This is a genomic window from Erwinia sp. QL-Z3 (assembly GCF_004551645.1).
GTDB lineage: Bacteria > Pseudomonadota > Gammaproteobacteria > Enterobacterales > Enterobacteriaceae > Erwinia > Erwinia billingiae.
In genome coordinates this window covers 4214698-4233290 of record NZ_CP037950.1, presented here as the reverse complement: position 1 = coordinate 4233290, position 18593 = coordinate 4214698, and the positions used below count along the sequence as shown (strand labels likewise).

Annotated in this window: 13 protein-coding genes and 2 tRNA genes; 10 read left to right on the top strand and 5 right to left on the bottom strand. The window is 55.9% G+C overall.

Translation table 11 applies throughout. The features are described 5' to 3' along the window. Positions 1-5: 5 nt before the first annotated feature. A complete protein-coding gene (gene efeB / locus E2F51_RS20220) occupies positions 6-1289 on the top strand; it encodes an iron uptake transporter deferrochelatase/peroxidase subunit (RefSeq protein ID WP_134824371.1) in 1284 nt (427 codons plus the stop codon). 573 nt (positions 1290-1862) lie between these two features. After that, positions 1863-2651, top strand: a complete 789-nt coding sequence (gene phoH, locus E2F51_RS20215) for a phosphate starvation-inducible protein PhoH (RefSeq protein WP_013202639.1) — start codon at positions 1863-1865, stop codon at positions 2649-2651. A gap of 312 nt (positions 2652-2963) precedes the next feature. Here phoH and E2F51_RS20210 read toward each other — a convergent pair. Beyond that, positions 2964-3051, bottom strand: a tRNA-Ser gene (locus E2F51_RS20210). 245 nt (positions 3052-3296) lie between these two features. Between E2F51_RS20210 and phoA the strand changes: the two genes are divergently transcribed. Continuing rightward, entirely contained in the window at positions 3297-4703 is a 1407-nt protein-coding gene (gene phoA, locus E2F51_RS20205) for an alkaline phosphatase (protein WP_134824370.1), read from the top strand. A 67-nt stretch (positions 4704-4770) separates the two neighbouring features. After that, entirely contained in the window at positions 4771-5931 is a 1161-nt protein-coding gene (locus E2F51_RS20200; RefSeq protein ID WP_134824369.1) for a low temperature requirement protein A, read from the top strand. A 687-nt stretch (positions 5932-6618) separates the two neighbouring features. Here E2F51_RS20200 and E2F51_RS20195 read toward each other — a convergent pair. Further along, positions 6619-6706, bottom strand: a tRNA-Ser gene (locus E2F51_RS20195). Between the two features lie 295 nt (positions 6707-7001). On the opposite strand from E2F51_RS20195, the gene ghrA reads away from it, so the two are divergent. Genes ghrA through E2F51_RS20180 form a run of 3 tightly spaced genes read left to right on the top strand, consistent with a single transcriptional unit; the run spans position 7002 to position 9324 of the window. Beyond that, positions 7002-7943, top strand: a complete 942-nt coding sequence (ghrA, locus tag E2F51_RS20190; protein ID WP_134824368.1) for a glyoxylate/hydroxypyruvate reductase GhrA — start codon at positions 7002-7004, stop codon at positions 7941-7943. Positions 7944-7995: 52 nt separating this feature from the next. Next, on the top strand, positions 7996-8733 hold the full coding sequence (locus E2F51_RS20185; protein WP_013202635.1) for a phosphatase: 738 nt from the start codon (positions 7996-7998) through the stop codon (positions 8731-8733). A gap of 36 nt (positions 8734-8769) precedes the next feature. Further along, on the top strand, positions 8770-9324 hold the full coding sequence (locus tag E2F51_RS20180; protein WP_134824367.1) for a molecular chaperone: 555 nt from the start codon (positions 8770-8772) through the stop codon (positions 9322-9324). A 77-nt stretch (positions 9325-9401) separates the two neighbouring features. On the opposite strand, the gene E2F51_RS20175 is transcribed toward E2F51_RS20180, so the two are convergent. Further along, positions 9402-10772 carry a CoA transferase gene (locus E2F51_RS20175; RefSeq protein ID WP_134824366.1) on the bottom strand — a complete coding sequence of 457 codons (1371 nt, stop codon included), beginning with the start codon at positions 10770-10772 and terminating at the stop codon, positions 9402-9404. Between the two features lie 59 nt (positions 10773-10831). After that, on the bottom strand, positions 10832-11719 hold the full coding sequence (locus tag E2F51_RS20170; protein WP_134824365.1) for a DMT family transporter: 888 nt from the start codon (positions 11717-11719) through the stop codon (positions 10832-10834). A 220-nt stretch (positions 11720-11939) separates the two neighbouring features. Between E2F51_RS20170 and E2F51_RS20165 the strand changes: the two genes are divergently transcribed. The 3 genes from E2F51_RS20165 (at position 11940) to E2F51_RS20155 (ending at position 16074) form a co-directional block, all read left to right on the top strand. Next, positions 11940-12659: a glutamine amidotransferase gene (locus tag E2F51_RS20165; RefSeq protein WP_053143987.1), complete on the top strand. Its 720-nt coding sequence runs from the start codon at positions 11940-11942 to the stop codon at positions 12657-12659. 178 nt (positions 12660-12837) lie between these two features. Then, a complete protein-coding gene (locus tag E2F51_RS20160) occupies positions 12838-14358 on the top strand; it encodes an aldehyde dehydrogenase family protein (protein WP_013202630.1) in 1521 nt (506 codons plus the stop codon). Positions 14359-14649: 291 nt separating this feature from the next. Continuing rightward, positions 14650-16074 (top strand): cytosine permease, encoded by a 1425-nt coding sequence (locus E2F51_RS20155; RefSeq protein WP_134824364.1) that lies wholly within the window; start codon positions 14650-14652, stop codon positions 16072-16074. Here E2F51_RS20155 and E2F51_RS20150 read toward each other — a convergent pair. Then, positions 16071-18185: an EAL domain-containing protein gene (locus E2F51_RS20150; RefSeq protein WP_245174138.1), complete on the bottom strand. Its 2115-nt coding sequence runs from the start codon at positions 18183-18185 to the stop codon at positions 16071-16073. The genes E2F51_RS20155 and E2F51_RS20150 overlap by 4 nt on opposite strands. Positions 18186-18593 lie beyond the last annotated feature (408 nt).

Below are 18593 nucleotides of genomic sequence, written 5' to 3'. Positions count from 1 at the left end.
TGTAAATGGCAAAATCTGTGGATGACGCGGCACTGCCGTCGCGTCGTCGTTTATTAAAAGGCATGGGCATCCTTGGGGGGGCCTTTGCTGTAAGTGGTGGCTGTCCGGTGCATGCGGCACCGGATGATAAATCCTTCTCGCCAGGCGCCTTGTCGCCTTCGGCAAGACAGGAGGCACAGCCGTTCTATGGTCTGCATCAGGCGGGCGTAACCACACCTCAACAGGCTGCGATGATGATCGTGGCCTTTGACGTTTTGGCGACCGACAAAGCGGATTTGCAACGGCTGTTCCGCTTGCTCAACGATCGCATTGCCTTCCTGACCAAAGGCGGCAAAGCGCCGCTGGTGACCAATCCACGCTTACCGCCAATGGATTCCGGCATTCTGGGAGATGATATTTACCCGGATAATCTGACCATTACGGTGTCGGTGGGGCATTCGCTGTTTGACGAGCGCTATGGGTTACAGGCGCACAAGCCGGTGAAATTACAGGCAATGACGCGTTTTCCTAACGATGCGTTGGATGCCCGTCTGTGTCACGGCGATCTGCTGCTGCAAATCTGTGCCAACACCAATGACACGGTGATCCATGCCCTGCGCGATATCATCAAGCATTCGCCGGATCTGCTTAGCGTGCGCTGGCGTCGTGAAGGTTTTATCTCTGACCATGCTGCGCGTAGCAAGGGCAAGGAGACGCCAATCAATCTGTTGGGCTTCAAGGACGGTACGGCGAATCCGGATACCACCAACCAGCCGCTGATGGACTCGATTCTGTGGGTCACCGCCGGGCAGGGCGAACCGGCCTGGACCGTGGGCGGCAGCTATCAGGCGGCGAGGATAATCCAGTTCCACGTTGAGTTCTGGGACCGCACGCCACTGCGCGAGCAGGAGACGATCTTTGGTCGCGTGAAGCACAGCGGTGCGCCGTTAGGGATGCAGAACGAGCATGATGTGCCTGACTATGCCAGCGATCCTGATGGCAACGTCACGCCGCTGGATGCCCATATACGTCTGGCAAATCCCCGTACGCCTGAAACGCAGAGCAATTTAATGCTGCGTCGCGGCTACAGCTATTCGGCGGGGGTATCAAACGCGGGTCAGCTGGAAATGGGCCTGTTGTTTGTTTGTTATCAGCATGATTTAGAAAAAGGTTTTCTCAGCGTGCAAAAAAGACTGAACGGTGAAGCCCTCGAGGAATATATCAAGCCGATTGGCGGGGGATATTTCTTTGTGCTACCCGGTGTCCAGGATGATAAGCATTATCTTGGGCAGTCTTTGCTGGAAGCCTGATAGTTTCATTAAAGAACCTTCTGCTTCGTTGTGAAGCGGGAGGTTATTTTTTAATCAGTTGTTTTTTTCCCCCCTTTTTACTCCTCCCAGTGCAATTATCGATTCAGAAAAACCCGTAAGAAAAATCCATCTCGTTGAATTGCATCGTTATTTAATTTCTCACAGCCAGGGTGCGAGCTATTAACCGATAAAATGTTACGTCAGACGTAAAATAGATGTTGCATTGATCCTGAGATCTGTAGCACCTTATTAACAGCGGGTGTTTAAAGTGTTGACATGTCCACCACGGAGATCGCGAATGGTAAAGTGTTGTAACGGACAGATGTACCATAAACAAAGTTTCGCGGCTCCATGCGAGGGCGCTACTCCCGCTTCAACTTTCTCTTCTCTCTTATATTCTAACGGCCAACTTCTTTCTTTTTCAAACCGGTGCACAGCTGCGCTCAAACACGGCTATGCGCTAACACAATGGCCAGACAAGGCTTAAAAGGAAGCCACCGAAACCTCTAAAGCGTTCACGTAATCGCATCGATTTGCAGGTGCGGGAAATGAAACCAACTGTAAGGTGCCACTATGGGAAGACAGAAAGCAGTGATCAAAGCGCGTCGTGAAGCAAAACGTGTGCTTCGTAGCGATTCACGCAGTCACCGTCAGCGTGAAGAAGAATCGGTCACCTCGCTGGTGCAGATGGGTGGGTTAGAGTCAATTGGCATGGCGCGTGATACCCGTGACCATTCCCCGATTGAAGCCCGAAATGAAGCTCAGGCGCACTATCTTAAAGCCATAGAAAGCAAACAACTGATCTTTGCCACAGGCGAAGCCGGTTGCGGTAAAACCTGGATCAGCGCAGCGAAAGCGGCTGAGGCCCTGATTCATAAGGATGTTGACAGGATTATTGTTACGCGTCCGGTGTTGCAGGCGGATGAGGATTTGGGATTCCTCCCTGGAGATATCTCAGAAAAATTCGCTCCGTACTTCCGGCCAGTGTATGACGTTCTGGTTAAACGTCTGGGCTCTTCCTTTATGCAGTATTGTCTGCGTCCCGAAATTGGCAAAGTGGAGATCGCTCCCTTCGCTTATATGCGTGGACGAACGTTTGAAAATGCCGTGGTGATCCTTGATGAGGCGCAAAACGTCACCGCCGCCCAGATGAAGATGTTTCTGACACGCCTTGGGGAAAACGTCACCGTGATTGTGAACGGCGATATCACACAGTGTGATTTGCCGTCCCATGTGAAGTCGGGTCTCAGCGATGCGCTATCTCGCTTTGAGGACGACGACATGGTCAGCGTGGTGCGTTTCGAGAAAGAAGATTGCGTACGTTCACAGCTCTGCCAGCGTACGCTTCTCGCTTACGGCTAAGAATCTGACTAGCTGAACCGAGCCCGGATGAAAGTCCGGGCTTTTTTATGCAAATAAAAAGCCTGAACGGGAATATGTGCTGAATTTTTTGCAAAAAAAAAGTCTGAACGTGAATTCAGACTCCTCTTCGAATATGGTGGTGAGAGAGGGGGATCACGAGGCACATCCCTGTGCCTCGCCCTTCGGGCAGCAGAGCTGTGCAAAACGGCTGTCCTGCCGTTTTGTCGAACCCTGTCGAGGCTTCTCACCCCTCTCTCCTGAATTTTATGCAAAAAAAAAGTCTGAACGTAAGTTCAGACTCTTCTTTAAATATGGTGGTGAGAGAGGGGTTCGAACCCTCGATACGTTGCCGTATACACACTTTCCAGGCGTGCTCCTTCAGCCACTCGGACACCTCACCATATTTTTACTGCTGCGTCCCAGAGGGGCGACGGGGCGCTACTATAGGCAGTCGCAGGGAAGTGGTCAAGCAGAATTTTCTTTGCTTCTATCAGCTTATCCTCAATTCACTCACTGATTTATCCAGAAAGTTCACAGAAATCAGGTCATAAAACTGACATCAACTAAACACAAAAATGTCATGGTTGTGTCGCAGACTGGCTCCCTGAAATGTTTAGCAAAACTTACTCATGGAGCCTTGAGTTTATGAACGTTAAAAGCCTGTTTACCCTGTCTTTGGTTGCCTCTGTTATCTCTTCCTCCGCCATCGCCGATATCGCCACTTACACCCGTGCCGCGCAGGGCGATATCACCCAGCCTGGCGGTGCCCGTCGACTGACCGGCGACCAGACCGACGCGCTGAAAGCCTCGCTGAACAGCAATAAAGCCAAAAACGTAATCCTGTTGATTGGCGATGGCATGGGCGACTCTGAAATTACCGCAGCACGTAACTATGCCGAGGGCGCGGGCGGCTTTTTTAAAGGGATTGATGCGCTGCCGCTAACCGGGCAATACACGCATTACGCGCTGGACAAGAAAACCCATAAACCGGATTACGTCACTGACTCTGCCGCATCAGCCACCGCGTGGAGCACCGGGGTGAAATCGTATAACGGCGCAATCGGCGTGGACGTTAACGGCAACGATCATCCAACCATTATGGAAATGGCGAAAGCGGCGGGTAAAGCAACGGGCAACGTCTCAACCGCTGAGCTGGAAGATGCGACGCCAGCGGCGCAGATCGCCCATGTCACTTCGCGTAAGTGTTATGGCCCGGAAAAAACCAGCGAGCTATGCGCCAGTAATGCGTTAGAAAAAGGCGGCAGGGGATCGATTGCTGAGCAGCTGCTGAATGCCCGTGCGGATGTGACGCTCGGCGGCGGCGGTAAAACCTTCAGCGAAACCGCGAAAGCCGGCGAGTGGCAAGGCAAGACGCTGGAAGAGCAGGCTAAGCTGCGGGGTTATCAGTGGGTCAGCGATCTTAACGGCATGACGGCCATTACCGAGGCGAATCAGGACAAACCGGTGTTAGGTCTGTTTGCTCAGGGCAACATGCCGGTACGTTGGAAAGGGCCGAAAGCGACCTGGCACGGCAACGGTGAAGACAAGGCGATAAGTTGTGAAGTGAATGCCGAACGTCCGGCAACCACGCCGACGTTGGCGCAGATGACCGACAAAGCAATTGCGTTGTTGAGCAAGGACCAGAATGGCTTTTTCCTGCAGGTTGAAGGCGCGTCGATAGATAAGCAGGATCACGCTGCCAACCCATGTGGTCAGATTGGTGAGACGGTCGATCTGGACGAGGCGGTACAGAGGGCGCTGGAGTTTGCCCGTAAAGACGGTAACACGCTGGTGATTGTGACGGCTGACCATGCGCACTCCAGCCAGATCGTTGCCAATGACAGCAAAGCGCCTGGCCTGACGCAAACGCTGAAGACCAAAGAGGGGGGGGTTATGACCCTCAGTTACGGCAATTCTGAGGAGGATTCTCAGGGCCACACCGGCACGCAGTTGCGTATTGCTGCTTACGGTCCACATGCGGCTAACGTTGTCGGGCTGACCGATCAGACCGATCTGTTCTACACGCTGAAATCGGCGATGGAAATCCAGTAACTTTTTCTGGTTAGCCTGGGGGAGCTTCGCTAAGCTGAATCAGCGACTCCCCTTCAGGAATAATGTCATGCGGCAGAGCTTGTTACGTGTACGCGATGGTCAGGGCGCCACCGTGTCGTTTTCTGAATTACTGTTCGATCTGATTTACGTCTTCGCCGTTACCCAACTTTCCCACTATTTGCTGCATCATCTGACGCTGGTCGGCGCGTTGCAGACGCTGTTGCTGTGGTTTGCCGTCTGGCTGGCCTGGCAATATACCGCCTGGGTCACCAACTGGTTCGATCCGGAAACCCGGCAAATCCGTCTGTTGTTGTTCGCCATTATGTTGCTGGGGCTGTTTGCATCTTCAGCCTTGCCTGAAGCCTTTGGCGAAAGGGGATTGGTGTTTGCCTTATTCTACATTGCAATGCAGGTTGGCCGTGCGGCGGTGACGCTGTTCTGGTTGCCGGACAATCATCTGTTACAACGTAACTTTCAGCGCATCTTAGGCTGGATGGTAATTTCCGCGGTGTTTTGGCTGATTGGCGGTCTTGTAGAGGGGAATGCGCGGATGGTGTGGTGGGCGATCGCCATTGCCTGTACCTACATTTCGCCGATGATAGGTTTCTGGTTGCCGGTGTTAGGGCGTTCAAATACGTCCAGCGAGTGGACGATTGAGGGCCATCATCTGGCGGAGCGCAGTCAGCTGTTTGTGATTGTGGCGCTAGGGGAGACCATTCTGATCACTGGTGCGACATTGAGTGAGCTGGAGCGTTGGGATGCGCCGGTGATCATTGCCTCATTGGTGGCATTTCTTGGCAGTCTGGCGATGTGGTGGGTCTATTTTGACTCCAGCAGTAAAGCGGGCAGTCATGCGATCCAGCAGTCGGAAAACCCGGGACAAATGGGGGCCTGTTATCATTATGTGCATGTGGTATTGGTCGGTGCGATTATCGTTTGTGCGGTGGCGAACGAGTTGGTGATCGTCCATCCCGACGGGCATATGGATGCCAGCGCAATAGCGGTTTTGTTATTGGGTCCCGCCGCCTATCTGGCCGCAAACGGCATTTATAAAACGATGGTGTACCGGCGTTTCCCGCTTTCGCACATTGCCGGGTTGGTGGCTCTGTTGGCGCTGTTACCGGTTTGTTTTATCACCGACAGGCTGATGATTAACGGATTAACAACAGTGGTGATGATCGCCGTCGCCGGATGGGAAAGCATATCGCGAGGGAAGGGAGTGGCTTAAGGTCAACATCGGGTTGGGTGGCACGGCGTCGGCATTACTGAGGTCAACACCGGGTCGGGTGGTAGGGCGTCGACATAGAGCGCCTTATCCGAGGCGCCGTGAATCCATCCCTGGAGGCTTGGCTGCGGCATCCCTGCCGCAGACACTCGGCTAAGGCGCTCTGTGCCGCCACCTCATAGCATTGGTGTCGGTGGGTGGACTGGTGGACGCACGAGGCAAAACCGGGTCGGGTGGCACGGCGTCGACATTGCGGAGGTCAACACCGGGTTGGGTGGCACGGCGTCGGCACAGAGCGCCTTATCCGAGACGCCGTGAATCCATCCCTGGAGGCTTGGCTGCGGCATCCCTGCCGCAGACACTCGGCTAAGGCGCTCTGAGCCGCCACCTTATAGCATTGGTGTCGATGGGTGGACTGGTGGACGCACAAATCAAAGGAATGCATCGAAGAGGGTTTTGACCTGTGTGTCCACAATCAAGCATTCGATACTGAAGCTTAGGGGAAGGGAGAGAAGGTTGATAGCGAGTCTTCGGCGACAGGGATGTCGCCGCTGAGCCCCCAGGGATGGGTTCACGGCGACTTTGCGTTCAACCTTCTCTCCCTGACCTGCTACCACAGTTAGCAGACGACTTACCCTAACTTCAGGCAAAAAAAAAGTCTGAACGTAAGTTCAGACTCTTCTTCAAAAATGGTGGTGAGAGAGGGGTTCGAACCCTCGATACGTTGCCGTATACACACTTTCCAGGCGTGCTCCTTCAGCCACTCGGACACCTCACCATATTGTTGTCGCAACATGGTTGCTGACGGGCGCTAATGTAGGCAAAAGCGCTGCCGCGGTCAACTCCCTTTCTCCACTTTTCTGCGCGTTTAGCCAGTTTTGCAGCAGTTTGCTGCTTAAATCACCAAAATCCCCACTAACCATAACGAAACGGCCTATCCGCTGTTAATAACCCCATACGTCCATTGCCGATCCTGACGAATACTTCATCGCGATACTATTGGTATCGCAACAATTTTTGCTTGCCAGACGCGCTGTTTTCCCCGAGCCTTGAGAAAAAACAGGAGAGCAAACGTGGATATCATTTTTTACCATCCGTCATTTAATGCAGAAACCTGGATCGATGGCCTGCAACAACGCCTGCCCGACGCCCGTATCCGCCAATGGACACCCGGCGATGATGCGCCTGCCGACTTCGCGCTGGTGCGCCAACCTCCTGTCGCCATGCTGCAAGGTCGTAAAGGACTGAGAGCAGTATTCGCGCCCGGCGCGGGCGTGGATGATATTCTCGGCCAGCTGCGCCAACATCCTGAAATGCTGGCTAAAGAGGTGCCGCTATTCCGCCTGGAAGACACCGGCATGGGCCGACAGATGCAGGAATACGCTGTTTACCATGTTTTAGGCTGGTTCCGCCGCTTCACCGAATATCAACAGCAGAAGGCACAGTCGCTGTGGAAACACCTGCCTAACTACAGCCGCAAAGATTTCAGCATAGGTATTCTGGGCGCGGGCGTACTGGGGCAGAGCGTGGTAGAAAGCCTGAAAAGTTGGGGCTTTCCGGTGCGTTGCTGGAGCCGTTCACCAAAAGACTTGCCGGGTGTCACCAGTTTCCATGGCGCGGAACAGCTGGGCGAATTCCTGGCCGGCAGCCAGGTGCTGATTAACCTGTTGCCCAACACGCCACAGACCGAAGGGATCCTGAACCGCAGCTTGCTTAGCCAACTTAAACCGCAGGCATTCTTGCTTAACCTCGCCCGTGGCGCGCATCTGGTCGAAGACGATCTGCTGGCGGCGATCGAAGCCGGTGAGGTCAAAGCCGCCGCGCTGGACGTCTTCGTACGTGAGCCGCTCGATACTTCCCATCCGTTCTGGACGCATCCGGATATTGCCATCACGCCGCATAATGCCCCTGTAACCTTGCCAGACGAAGCTATGGACTCTATCGCGAAATCGATCGCTACCCTGGAAGCCGGTGAAATGCCTGGCGGTCTGGTCGACGTGACCCGCGGTTATTAAGTCAATCAGGGGCAGGAATGCTATTCTTGCCCTAAGCCTAAAGGAGAATGTTATGTACCCCGTTGACCTTCATATGCATACCGTTGCCAGTACTCATGCCTACAGCACACTCCGCGACTACGTGGTGCAGGCGCAAACCTGTGGCGTCAAACTGCTGGCGATCACCGATCACGGCCCGGATATGGCCGATGCACCGCACTACTGGCACTTTGTGAATATGCGCGTCTGGCCACGTGTGGTGGATGGCGTGGGCATCCTGCGCGGCATCGAGGCTAACATCAAGAATACCGACGGTGATATTGACTGCACCGGGCCGATGATGGGATCGGTGGATATCGTGGTGGCGGGCTTCCATGAACCGGTGTTCGCCCCGCGCGATAAGGCCACGCATACCGAAGCGATGATTGCGGCGATGGCCAGTGGCAATGTGCATATCATCAGCCATCCGGGCAACCCGAAATACCCGGTCGATATCCCGGCGATTGCCGAAGCGGCGGCGAAATATAACGTCGCGCTGGAGTTAAACAACTCCTCCTTTACTCATTCCCGCCCGGGCAGCGAACCTAACTGCCGCGCAATCGTCGCGGCAGTGCGCGATGCCGGCGGATGGATCTCCTGCGGATCGGATTCCCATACTGCGTTTACCCTCGGCAACTTCGAACACTGCCTGCGGATTATGAAGGAAGTGGATTTCCCGGAAGATCGCGTATTAAATGTTACCCCACGCCGCTTGCTGGATTTCCTCGAGCTGCGTACCGGCACCAAAATTGCTGAATTTGCTGATATGTGACATTGTCACAATTAACCTCTGAATGGACTGACCGTCATGAATGAATTCTCTATCATCTGCCGTATTCTTGGCTCGCTGTACAACCGCCAGCCGCAGGATCCGTTGCTGGTGCCGCTGTTTACGATGTTGCGTGAAGGCAAACTGCAACAGCACTGGCCGCTGGAGCAGGATGAGCTGCTGATCCGCCTGCAGGAAAACAGCGACCCGCAGGCGCTGGCGGGGGATTATAACGCGCTGTTTGTCGGCAGCGACTGCAAAGTGCCGCCGTACGGATCGCATTGGGATAACGGCCCGCAGGAGAGCGACGTGCGTGGCTTCCTGCAAAGCCGCGGTATGCCGTTAGGCGAAGGCCCAGCCGATCATATTGGTGCGCTGCTGCTGGCCGCTTCATGGCTGGAAGACCAGTCTGCGGTGGATGAAGTGCAGGCGCAGGTGACGCTGTTTGATGAGTATTTATTGCCGTGGGTGGGTCAGTTCCTGGGCAAAGTTGAAGCCCATGCCACCACCGCGTTTTACCGCACGCTGGCCGCGTTAAGCCGCGAAGCGATTCAGGCGATGCGTGACGAACTGGAAGAAGAAGGGGACGTCTGAGCCCTGTTCCAGCCTGAGCCATAACCTGACGTAAGCCCGCCGGTAGCCCATTAGCGACCGGCGGGCTTTTTACTGCGTTACTGCCACTCCGCGTTGGCCGATCCCAACCGCGACGCCGCTCGTGACCAGATCAACGGGGTGCCGGGTAACCACACTGGCGAACGCAGGCGATAGCCCATGCCCCACGGGGTGATTTCAATCTCGACGTTTTCATCCTGTGGCTTAAGCGGGCCCAAACCCTGCGGTTGTTCACTTTCTGGATACGGATTGTCGATCAACAGGCAGGCAGTTCTGGCCAGCGATAGGCGGGCGGTGTAGCCGGTATTGTGCAGCAGTCGCTGGCGCAATCCTTCCAGCACCGCGGCCGCCATCAGATAACCGGTGGCATGATCCAGCGCCTGCACCGGCAGCGGCGAGGGCGCATCGCGCTGTTTCCACTCGCGGCCGCTGTCGGCAATGCCGCATCCCATTTGCACCAGGCTGTCGAAGCCACGGCGATTGCGCCATGGGCCGGTCCATCCCCACGCATTCAGGCTGACGTCCACTAATCCCGGCGACATTTTTTGCCGGGTTTGCGCATCATACCCAAGCGCGCTCAACGCATCGGCACGATAGCCATGCACCAGCACGTCCGCCTGACTCAGCAAGGTTTCAAAGTGTTTGCGTCCCTGCGCGGATTTCAGGTCGAGCCTGGCGCAGCGCTTACCCAAGGTCACCTCTTCTTCCAGCGAGGGTTCTTCCCAACCGGGCGGATCGAACCGCAATACCTCAGCGCCCAGTCCGGCCAGAAATCGCGTGGCCACCGGGCCTGCGATGATGCGGGTCAGATCCAGCACGCGCACGCCATGCAGCGGACGCGCGGGGAACAGGCGCCAGGTGGGTGCCGGGCCCTCGGGCTGCAAGGTTTGTTCGATTAACGCTTCGCGCCTGACGGCCTGGCCTTGCGGATGCTGCTGCCACGCCTCCACGCTGCGCATCTCTGCCGCACAGCCGCCCGCGGCGACCACCGCGTCTTCCAGTGCGGTGTTATTCCACTGGCTGACGGCGGCAGCAAGGCTGGCGCGATCGGCATGCTGACCGAGCACGCTTTCCATCGCCGCGCGATGATGGGGCGCATTGGTATGCAGGCGGATCCAGCCATCCGCGGTGGGATAATCCCCGGCAAAAGGGTCCCACAAGGCAGGCGCGGGGCGATTAATCGGGCGGAAGCTGTGCTGGAACCAGCGTGAAGCCAGCGCGGTATTCACCTCAAGCGGATGCGGATTGCCAATCAGATCGGCCGCAGCCTGCATCGCCAGTGCGATGCTGGTGCTGGCCAGTTCGGTGACCGGATACAGCGAGCAGAGTTGCGCGTCCCCGTGGAAGGTGACCTGAGGAACGGCATCGCTGGCAGCGCGCAGCCCGTGCCAAAGCTGTTGCCAGAGGTGTGTGGTAAGCCCATTGTCCATTGCGTCCTCCTTGGATGATGCTTATCACCTTAGCAATGAACGCCGTTTTTTGCCTGGCGTTAACGCAGGCGGCGGAATTTTGGCAGACGGGCGTGCATGCGCAGATTACGCAGATTAATGACCGCGATGGCCGTGCCGGCAACCACCAGCAGCGCGCCGATAATTTTGAACATATTCATCTCGTCGCCCAGCACCACCACGCCCATAATCACCGCCAGCACCGGCGTCAGCAGCGAATACGGCATGATCAGATTGACGTTGTAGCTGCGCAGCAGCCAGTACCACAGCGAGTAGGCGATAATCGAAGAGAAAATCGCGCTGTACAGAATGCCAAACCAGCCGCGCCAGCTGGAGTGGATCAGGCTGTCGATCTGATTGGATTCCATCACCCAGGAGGCGAGGCCGACAATTGGGATCGCCAGGAAACAGAGCCAGCCGGTCATGGTCAGCGGCTTGATCGGCGGGGATTTTTTCACCAGCATATTGCTGATCGCCCAGCCCGCGGCGCTGCACAGCAAGATACACAGCACCCACCAGGAAGGAATGGTCGGGCTGCCGGCCAGCACCACCACACCGGTCAGGGAGACGGCAATGCCGGTCATCTGCACCACCGACAGTTTCTCCTTCAGGATCACCATCGCCAGCAGCATGGCAAACGGCGTACAGAGCTGCACCACAATCGCGCCGGTGCCGGCATCGGTGTATTTCATGCCAACAAACAGCAGTGAAAAGTGCAGGAAGCCAAAGGTAAACGCCAGCGGCACCAGATAGCGCAACTGCGCGCGGTTAACGCGGGTGAACGGGACCAAAATCAGCGCCACAACCACAAAGCGCATCAGGGTTAAAAACAGCGGGGGAAGATCGAGCAGACCCCATTTGATCGCGACGTTATTGAACGCCCAAAGGGTCACTACCAGTAAAATAAGAAAAAAATGCCGCAAAGCCACGAGACTGTCCTGTTGTGCGTGTGATCACCTTTTTATCATGGCATGAATTGCCGCTAAATTAAGCGGGCTCAGGCAATTTATTTCGCACCGGGCGTTAGCTGAATTTGTTTTACTGCCCTCAGAAAAAGTGATGAGACAGCCGGCGGTCAACATGCCATCATAATCTTCAGATCCCTGTCGTCAGATGCATGTTGATAATCATTAAGGATAACTTCCCGCTATGCCTTCTGCACTTCCGTTAGCCATCATTCAGTTTGAAACCCCGCCTGACGCGGTCATCGATCGCGTTGGTGAACAACAGCACTGGTTTGTTGCCGCTCTGGGCCTGCAACCGGGCGAATATGTGGTGATCCGCCCGGATTTGGGTGAAGCCCTGCCGGATGCCGGTTCCGTTGCCGCCGCGGTGCTGAGCGGCTCCTGGGCAATGGTGACCGATCACGCCGAATGGAGCGAGCGCAGCGCGGCCTGGATCCGCAGCGCGGTCGAGCAGGGCTTACCGCTGCTCGGCGTCTGTTACGGTCATCAGCTGATGGCTTACGCGCTGGGCGGGCGGGTGGATGATAATCCACGCGGCTGGGAACGCGGTCTGCAACAGCTGGAGATGAACGCCTGCTCCGCCAGCGATCCGTTACTGAGCCAGCTGCCGACGCACTTCTCCGCGTGGCTGTCCCATCGTCAGTCGGTGCTGCAGCCGCCGCCGGGCGCGCAGGTGCTGGCCGCGTCCGCACAGGATGACTGTCAGATTATCCGTTACACCCCGCAGGCGCTTTCGGTGCAGTTTCATCCGGAATTTACCGGCACCATCATGACCGCCTGTCTGCAAAGCAGCCAGAATAGTGAAATCAGTAGCCTGATGGCGCATCAGCAGGAGCCGGCCACGCCGTTGCAGCTGCTGCAAACCTTCTGGCATCAGCATCGTCAGGCCAGCAAGCTGGCCTGATTTACCCGGGCCATTGTTGTGCGTTACCTCACAATGATGGCTTCCCGACCCGCTTTCATGGCACTCCCGTCACAGTTTCCTCTTCGGCAATCTGACATGCTCATTTTTATCAATATTGTTAATGATGAGTTATTTGATTGTTAAATCGCTCCGGCGAATTTACTCCGAGGAAACCACCATGCGTTATGCATATCCGGGCACTACAGATTCATTGATCACCCTGAAGTCTCAGTACGGCAACTTTATCAACGGTGAGTTTGTGCCGCCGGTTAACGGGGCCTATTTCGAGAACACCTCGCCGGTAAATGGATCGGTGATCGGTGAGTTCCCCCGTTCCGATAAAGATGATGTGGAAAAAGCGCTGGATGCAGCCCATGCCGCTGCCGACGCCTGGGGCAAAACCTCTGTTCAGGCACGTTCGCTGGCGTTGCTGAAAATTGCCGACCGGCTGGAAGAGAATCTGGAATTTATCGCGGTAAACGAAACCTGGGACAACGGCAAACCGGTGCGCGAAACGCTGGCCGCCGACCTGCCGCTGGCGGTGGATCATTTCCGTTATTACGCCGGCTGTATTCGCGCTCAGGAAGGATCGTCTGCGGAGATCGACGAATTCACCGCCGCGTACCACTTCCACGAACCGCTGGGCGTGGTGGCGCAAATTATCCCGTGGAACTTCCCGCTGCTGATGGCCGCGTGGAAACTGGCGCCCGCGCTGGCTGCCGGCAACTGCGTGATTTTGAAACCGGCTGAACAAACGCCGCTGTCCATTACGCTGTTTGTGGAACTGATTGCCGACCTGCTGCCGAAAGGGGTGCTGAATGTGGTTCACGGCTACGGCCGTGAAGCGGGCGAAGCGCTGGCGGGCAATCCGCGTATCGCCAAGGTGGCCTTTACCGGCTCCACCGCAACCGGTGGCCATATCCTTGAGCTGGCGGCGAAGAACCTGATCCCGTCCACGGTGGAGCTGGGCGGTAAATCGCCAAACATCTTCTTCGAAGACATCATGCAGGCCGAACCGTCCTTTATTGAGAAAGCGGCGGAAGGCGTGGTGCTGGGCTTCCTTAATCAGGGCGAAGTCTGTACCTGTCCATCGCGTGCGCTGGTGCAGGAGTCCATTTACGAGCCCTTTATGGAAGCTGTGTTGAAACGCGTGAAAACCATCAAGCGCGGCGATCCGATGGATACCGACACCATGGTTGGCGCGCAGGCGTCACAGCAACAGTTCGACAAAATCCTCTCCTATCTGGAAATCGCTCAGCAGGAAGGCGCTGAAGTGCTGACCGGCGGCGGGGTGGAAAAACTGGAAGGCGGTCTGTCCACCGGCTATTACATTCAGCCGACGCTGCTGAAAGGCAACAACAGTATGCGCGTGTTCCAGGAAGAGATTTTTGGACCGGTCGTGGGCATCCTGACCTTTAAGGATGAGGCCGAAGCGATCGCCATTGCAAACGACTCGATTTATGGCCTCGGTGCCGGCGTCTGGACCCGCGACATCAACCGCGCGTATCGCGTGGGCAGGGCGATCAAAGCCGGACGCGTCTGGACCAACTGTTACCACCTGTATCCGGCGCATGCCGCTTTCGGGGGTTACAAAAAATCCGGTATTGGCCGTGAAACCCATAAAATGATGCTCGATCACTACCAGCAAACCAAGAACCTGCTGGTCAGCTACAGCATTGAGCCGCTGGGCTTCTTCTGAGGTAAGCGCATCACCCAACAGGGCCGCAATAGCGGCCCTTTTTATGCTGTTCCCCGCCATAACCTCGACCGGTTTAAAAACGCCTGCACCTCACCTCCACGCGCGTTTGCGCGGCCTCACACATTGGTTTTTGTTATGACCCATCATCTTGCCGACTAAAGCCAAATATGGCACGCTGCCATAGGGTTGTATATACAAGACTAAACAACACAACCCGCACACATCATCGCGCCACCTCGCCTCATGTCGTTCCCATGAGCGGGCGGCTCCCTTTCAGGCAAGGAGTTGGTTATGTCATCCGTATCCTCTGCGCGTACCGAGCGTGCAGAAAGCAAACTGATTGAGACCCGCAGCATCGACTACATTCCCGAATCCGAACGTCACGGCAACGTCTTCAGCCAGTTCACCCTGTGGTTCGGCGGCAACTTACAAATCACCGCAATTGTCACCGGCGCGTTAACCGTGGTGCTGGGCGGCGATGTGGTCTGGTCGCTGATTGGGCTGCTGGTGGGGCAGATACTCGGTGCCGGCATTATGGCGCTGCATGCGGTGCAGGGACCGAGGCTGGGCCTGCCGCAGATGATCACCTGCCGGACGCAATTCGGCGTGTATGGCGCGGTGATCCCGCTGGTGCTGGTCTGCGTGATGTATATCGGCTTCTCAGCCAGCGGCACGGTCCTGGCCGGACAGGCGCTGGCGCATCTGGCGAACATCAGCGACAGGGCCGGGATTATCGGCTTTGGGCTGATCATTATCGTTGTTGCCACGCTGGGATACCGGCTGATCCACGGGCTGGGCAAAGTGGCCAGCGTGGTTGGCGTGCTGACCTTTATCTATCTGTTCTTCCGGCTGCTGCTGGAGAACGATATTGGCGCGCTGCTAAGCAATAATCACTTCTCGTTGGCGAACTTCCTGCTGGCGATGTCGCTGTCGTCTTCCTGGCAGATCGCCTTTTGTCCCTACGTCTCCGACTACTCGCGCTATCTGCCGCGTAACGTCTCGGCGGGCAAAACCTTCTTCGCCGTCTTTGCCGGCACTGCGTTGGGCACCCAGCTGTCGATGACGCTGGGCGTAATTGCCGCCGCGCTGGCCGGAAAGGCGTTCTCAGGCAATGAAGTGGGTTACATCGTGGGACTGGGATCGAGCGGGACGCTGGCGCTGGTACTCTATTTTTCGATCTGCTTCGGCAAAATCACCTTCACTACCTTAAATGCCTACGGCAGCTTTATGTCGCTGACCACCATCGTCTGTGGTTTCCGCCAGACTGCCACCATCAGCAAAGCCGGACGGATTACCTTTATTGTCTGTATGGTGCTGATCAGCTGTGCGATTGCGATGCTTAGCGCGCCGTCGTTCCTCAAATCCTTCACCCAGTTCCTGCTGTTCCTGCTGGCGTTCTTTGTGCCCTGGAGCGCCATGAATTTGATGGATTATTACTTTATTACCCGTGGGCATATCGACATTCCGGCACTGTCCGATCCTGACGGTCGGTATAAGCGCTGGAATCTGGTGGGGATTGCCACCTATGTGGCGGGCGTGTTGATCCAGCTGCCGTTTATCTCCAATGGTTTCTACAGCGGCTCGTTGGTGTACCTGTTCGACGGGAATGATGTTTCCTGGATTATCGGCTGGGTGTTTACCGCGCTGAGCTGGCTGCTGGTCAATCAGCGCAATAAGGCGGCCCGTTTACAGGCCACCGTGCTGCCGCAGGGTTAACTGGCTTTTCGCTGCGCCAGTAATTCAACGATGTGTTCTTCGGAAACCGCCTGAGAGAAAAGGTAGCCCTGCAGCTGATTACATCCGGCTTCTGCCAGGGCTGCCATCTGTCCGTGGGTTTCCACGCCTTCTGCGGTCACCGTCAGACCCATAGCCTGGCCCAGTTTCACCACCGATTCGATGATCGCCATCGAGTTCTCCGTCACGCCCAATGACTGGGTGAACGAGCGGTCGATTTTGATTTTATCGACCGAGAAATGGCTGAGGTAATTGAGGCTGGAGTAGCCGGTGCCAAAATCGTCCAGCGCGATGCGGAAGCCGGCCTCGCGCAGTTTTTTCATCGTCTCCTGCGCGCCTTTTTCGTCTTCAATCAGCACGCCTTCGGTCACTTCCAGCTCAATGCGCGTCGCCAGGGTTTTTTCCTGCTTCACAATCGCCTTAAAACGCTCGACAAAGCCGGCCGCGCGGAACTGCAATGGCGAGACGTTAACCGCAATGGTCAGATCCGGCCACTTGAGCGAGACGCGGCAGGCTTCCCGCAGCACCCATTCGCCAATCTGAATAATCAGCCCCATTTCTTCGGCCAGCGGGATAAATTCGCTCGGTGAGATGGCGCCATGAACCGGATGATTCCAGCGCATCAGCGCTTCCAGTGCCACCACCTTCTGCCCGGAAATGTCCATCAGCGGCTGATAGAACACCGCCAGATCCTTTTTGGTTTGCATCGCCAGACGCAAATCGGCGGCGATTTGCTGGCGGGTTTTCACCGACTCATCCATCGCCCGCTCAAATACCCGGTACTGCCCGCGTCCCTGACTTTTTGCTTCGTACAGCGCGATATCCGCTTTGCGCATCATCTCTGAGCGATCGACCGCATCCTCCGGCGCAATAGCCACGCCGATACTGACCCCAATCCAGGTATCGCTGCCGAGCAGGGTAAAGGGACGCGACAGCGCGGCAATAATTTGCTCGCACATGGTCTGGATCACGCGCGGAGAGCTGACCACATCAAGGATCACCACAAACTCATCGCCGCCCAGTCGGCCAACGGTATTCTGTTCGCCCACCAGGCTGCTGACCCGGTGGCCCACTTCAATAATCAAATCATCCCCGGCGTGATGGCCGTAGGTGTCATTAATCAGCTTAAATCTGTCCAGGTCTAATAACAGTAACGCCACCTTGTCGCCGTTACGCATCAGTCTGCCTAACGCTTGCGTCAGGCGTTCTTCCACCATCGCGCGGTTGGGTAAACCGGTCAGCACATCATGGAAGGCCAGATGCTGTGCCTGCGCCTCGCTGGCGCCGAGTTGCAGCACCGACTGCGACAGCCGCAGGGAAGAGAGCCACAGGCGACGGATCATCACGCCGCAGATTGCGGTGATGATTAACACCACAATGGCGACCAGCGGACCGATCACCGCCAGCATGCGCGTGCCAGGCCGGTCGGGCTGCCAGGAGAGGTGGCCGAGAGACTGACCGCTGTGGGTGGTTAACAGGTAATTGGCGCCGTCCGCAATGGGATTGCCATCGGTATAGCGCAGATCTTTCAGCAGGCTGCGCTGGGAAAGCGAGCTCAGGTAGGTATTGTCGAGATACTTAACGCTGACCAGGGTGAACGGGCTTGAACGGCCACGTTCTCCTTCTATATTGCCCATGGCCAGCACGGCAGGGCGGTTATCGATCAGGGTAAAGTCGATCGCCTCACGATGACCATTTTGACTGGCATAGGGCACCTTCAGCTTTTGCATAAAGGTTTCAACCGGCTGCTGCAGGTGCGCAAACTGAGAGACCGCCACGTTACGACCGTTCTCCCAGCGATAGACCGGCTGGTTGTTCGCATCGAGGATATAGACCAGCTGATGGCCGAACATAGTCGACAGCCAGTCGCCCACGTTTTGATTAAGCCAGACGGTATCTTGCGGCGATCTGGCCAGTCGTCGGGCAAGCGGTTGCCACAGCGCCAGGCTGCGATGCTGCTTGATCATTTCGTCAAGGCTTTGAGAAAGTGAAGTTTTTATTATCTGTTGCTGCTGTGCAGCGGCAATATCATTGCTTTTTGCGGTCGCCCACCAGACGGTAAAGCTGGCCGCCACAAAAGTAATAATCAACACTAAAACCAGAGGAACAAGAACTTCACGAACAAAGTGGAGACGGAAACTGTCTGATATCTTCATGTTTTTTATCAGCCTGCGGCGAAGGACGGACCTTCTTTCAGGCTAGCATAAATCTGATTTCTGTCTTTTTTCTGCGCCTGAAACGTGCGGCTCCGCTGATTTTTCACAGATTTATATGTGAAGCAGAAATTAACTGATGAGGTCTTTTAACTTTTGGCGGTTTGGTAATTTGACTTAAAACTGTAAAAGCGATGGGTTAATCATTACGGGGTAAAAACGCAGGGCATGGCGTCGACAGTTTAGCGATCTGTAAGTGTCCAGATTTGCCGCACGCTGTTTTATCGCCAATAACATAGGATTATTCCTTATTATTCTTGCCGGGTTGTTACAAAGGCCGCTGCGGCT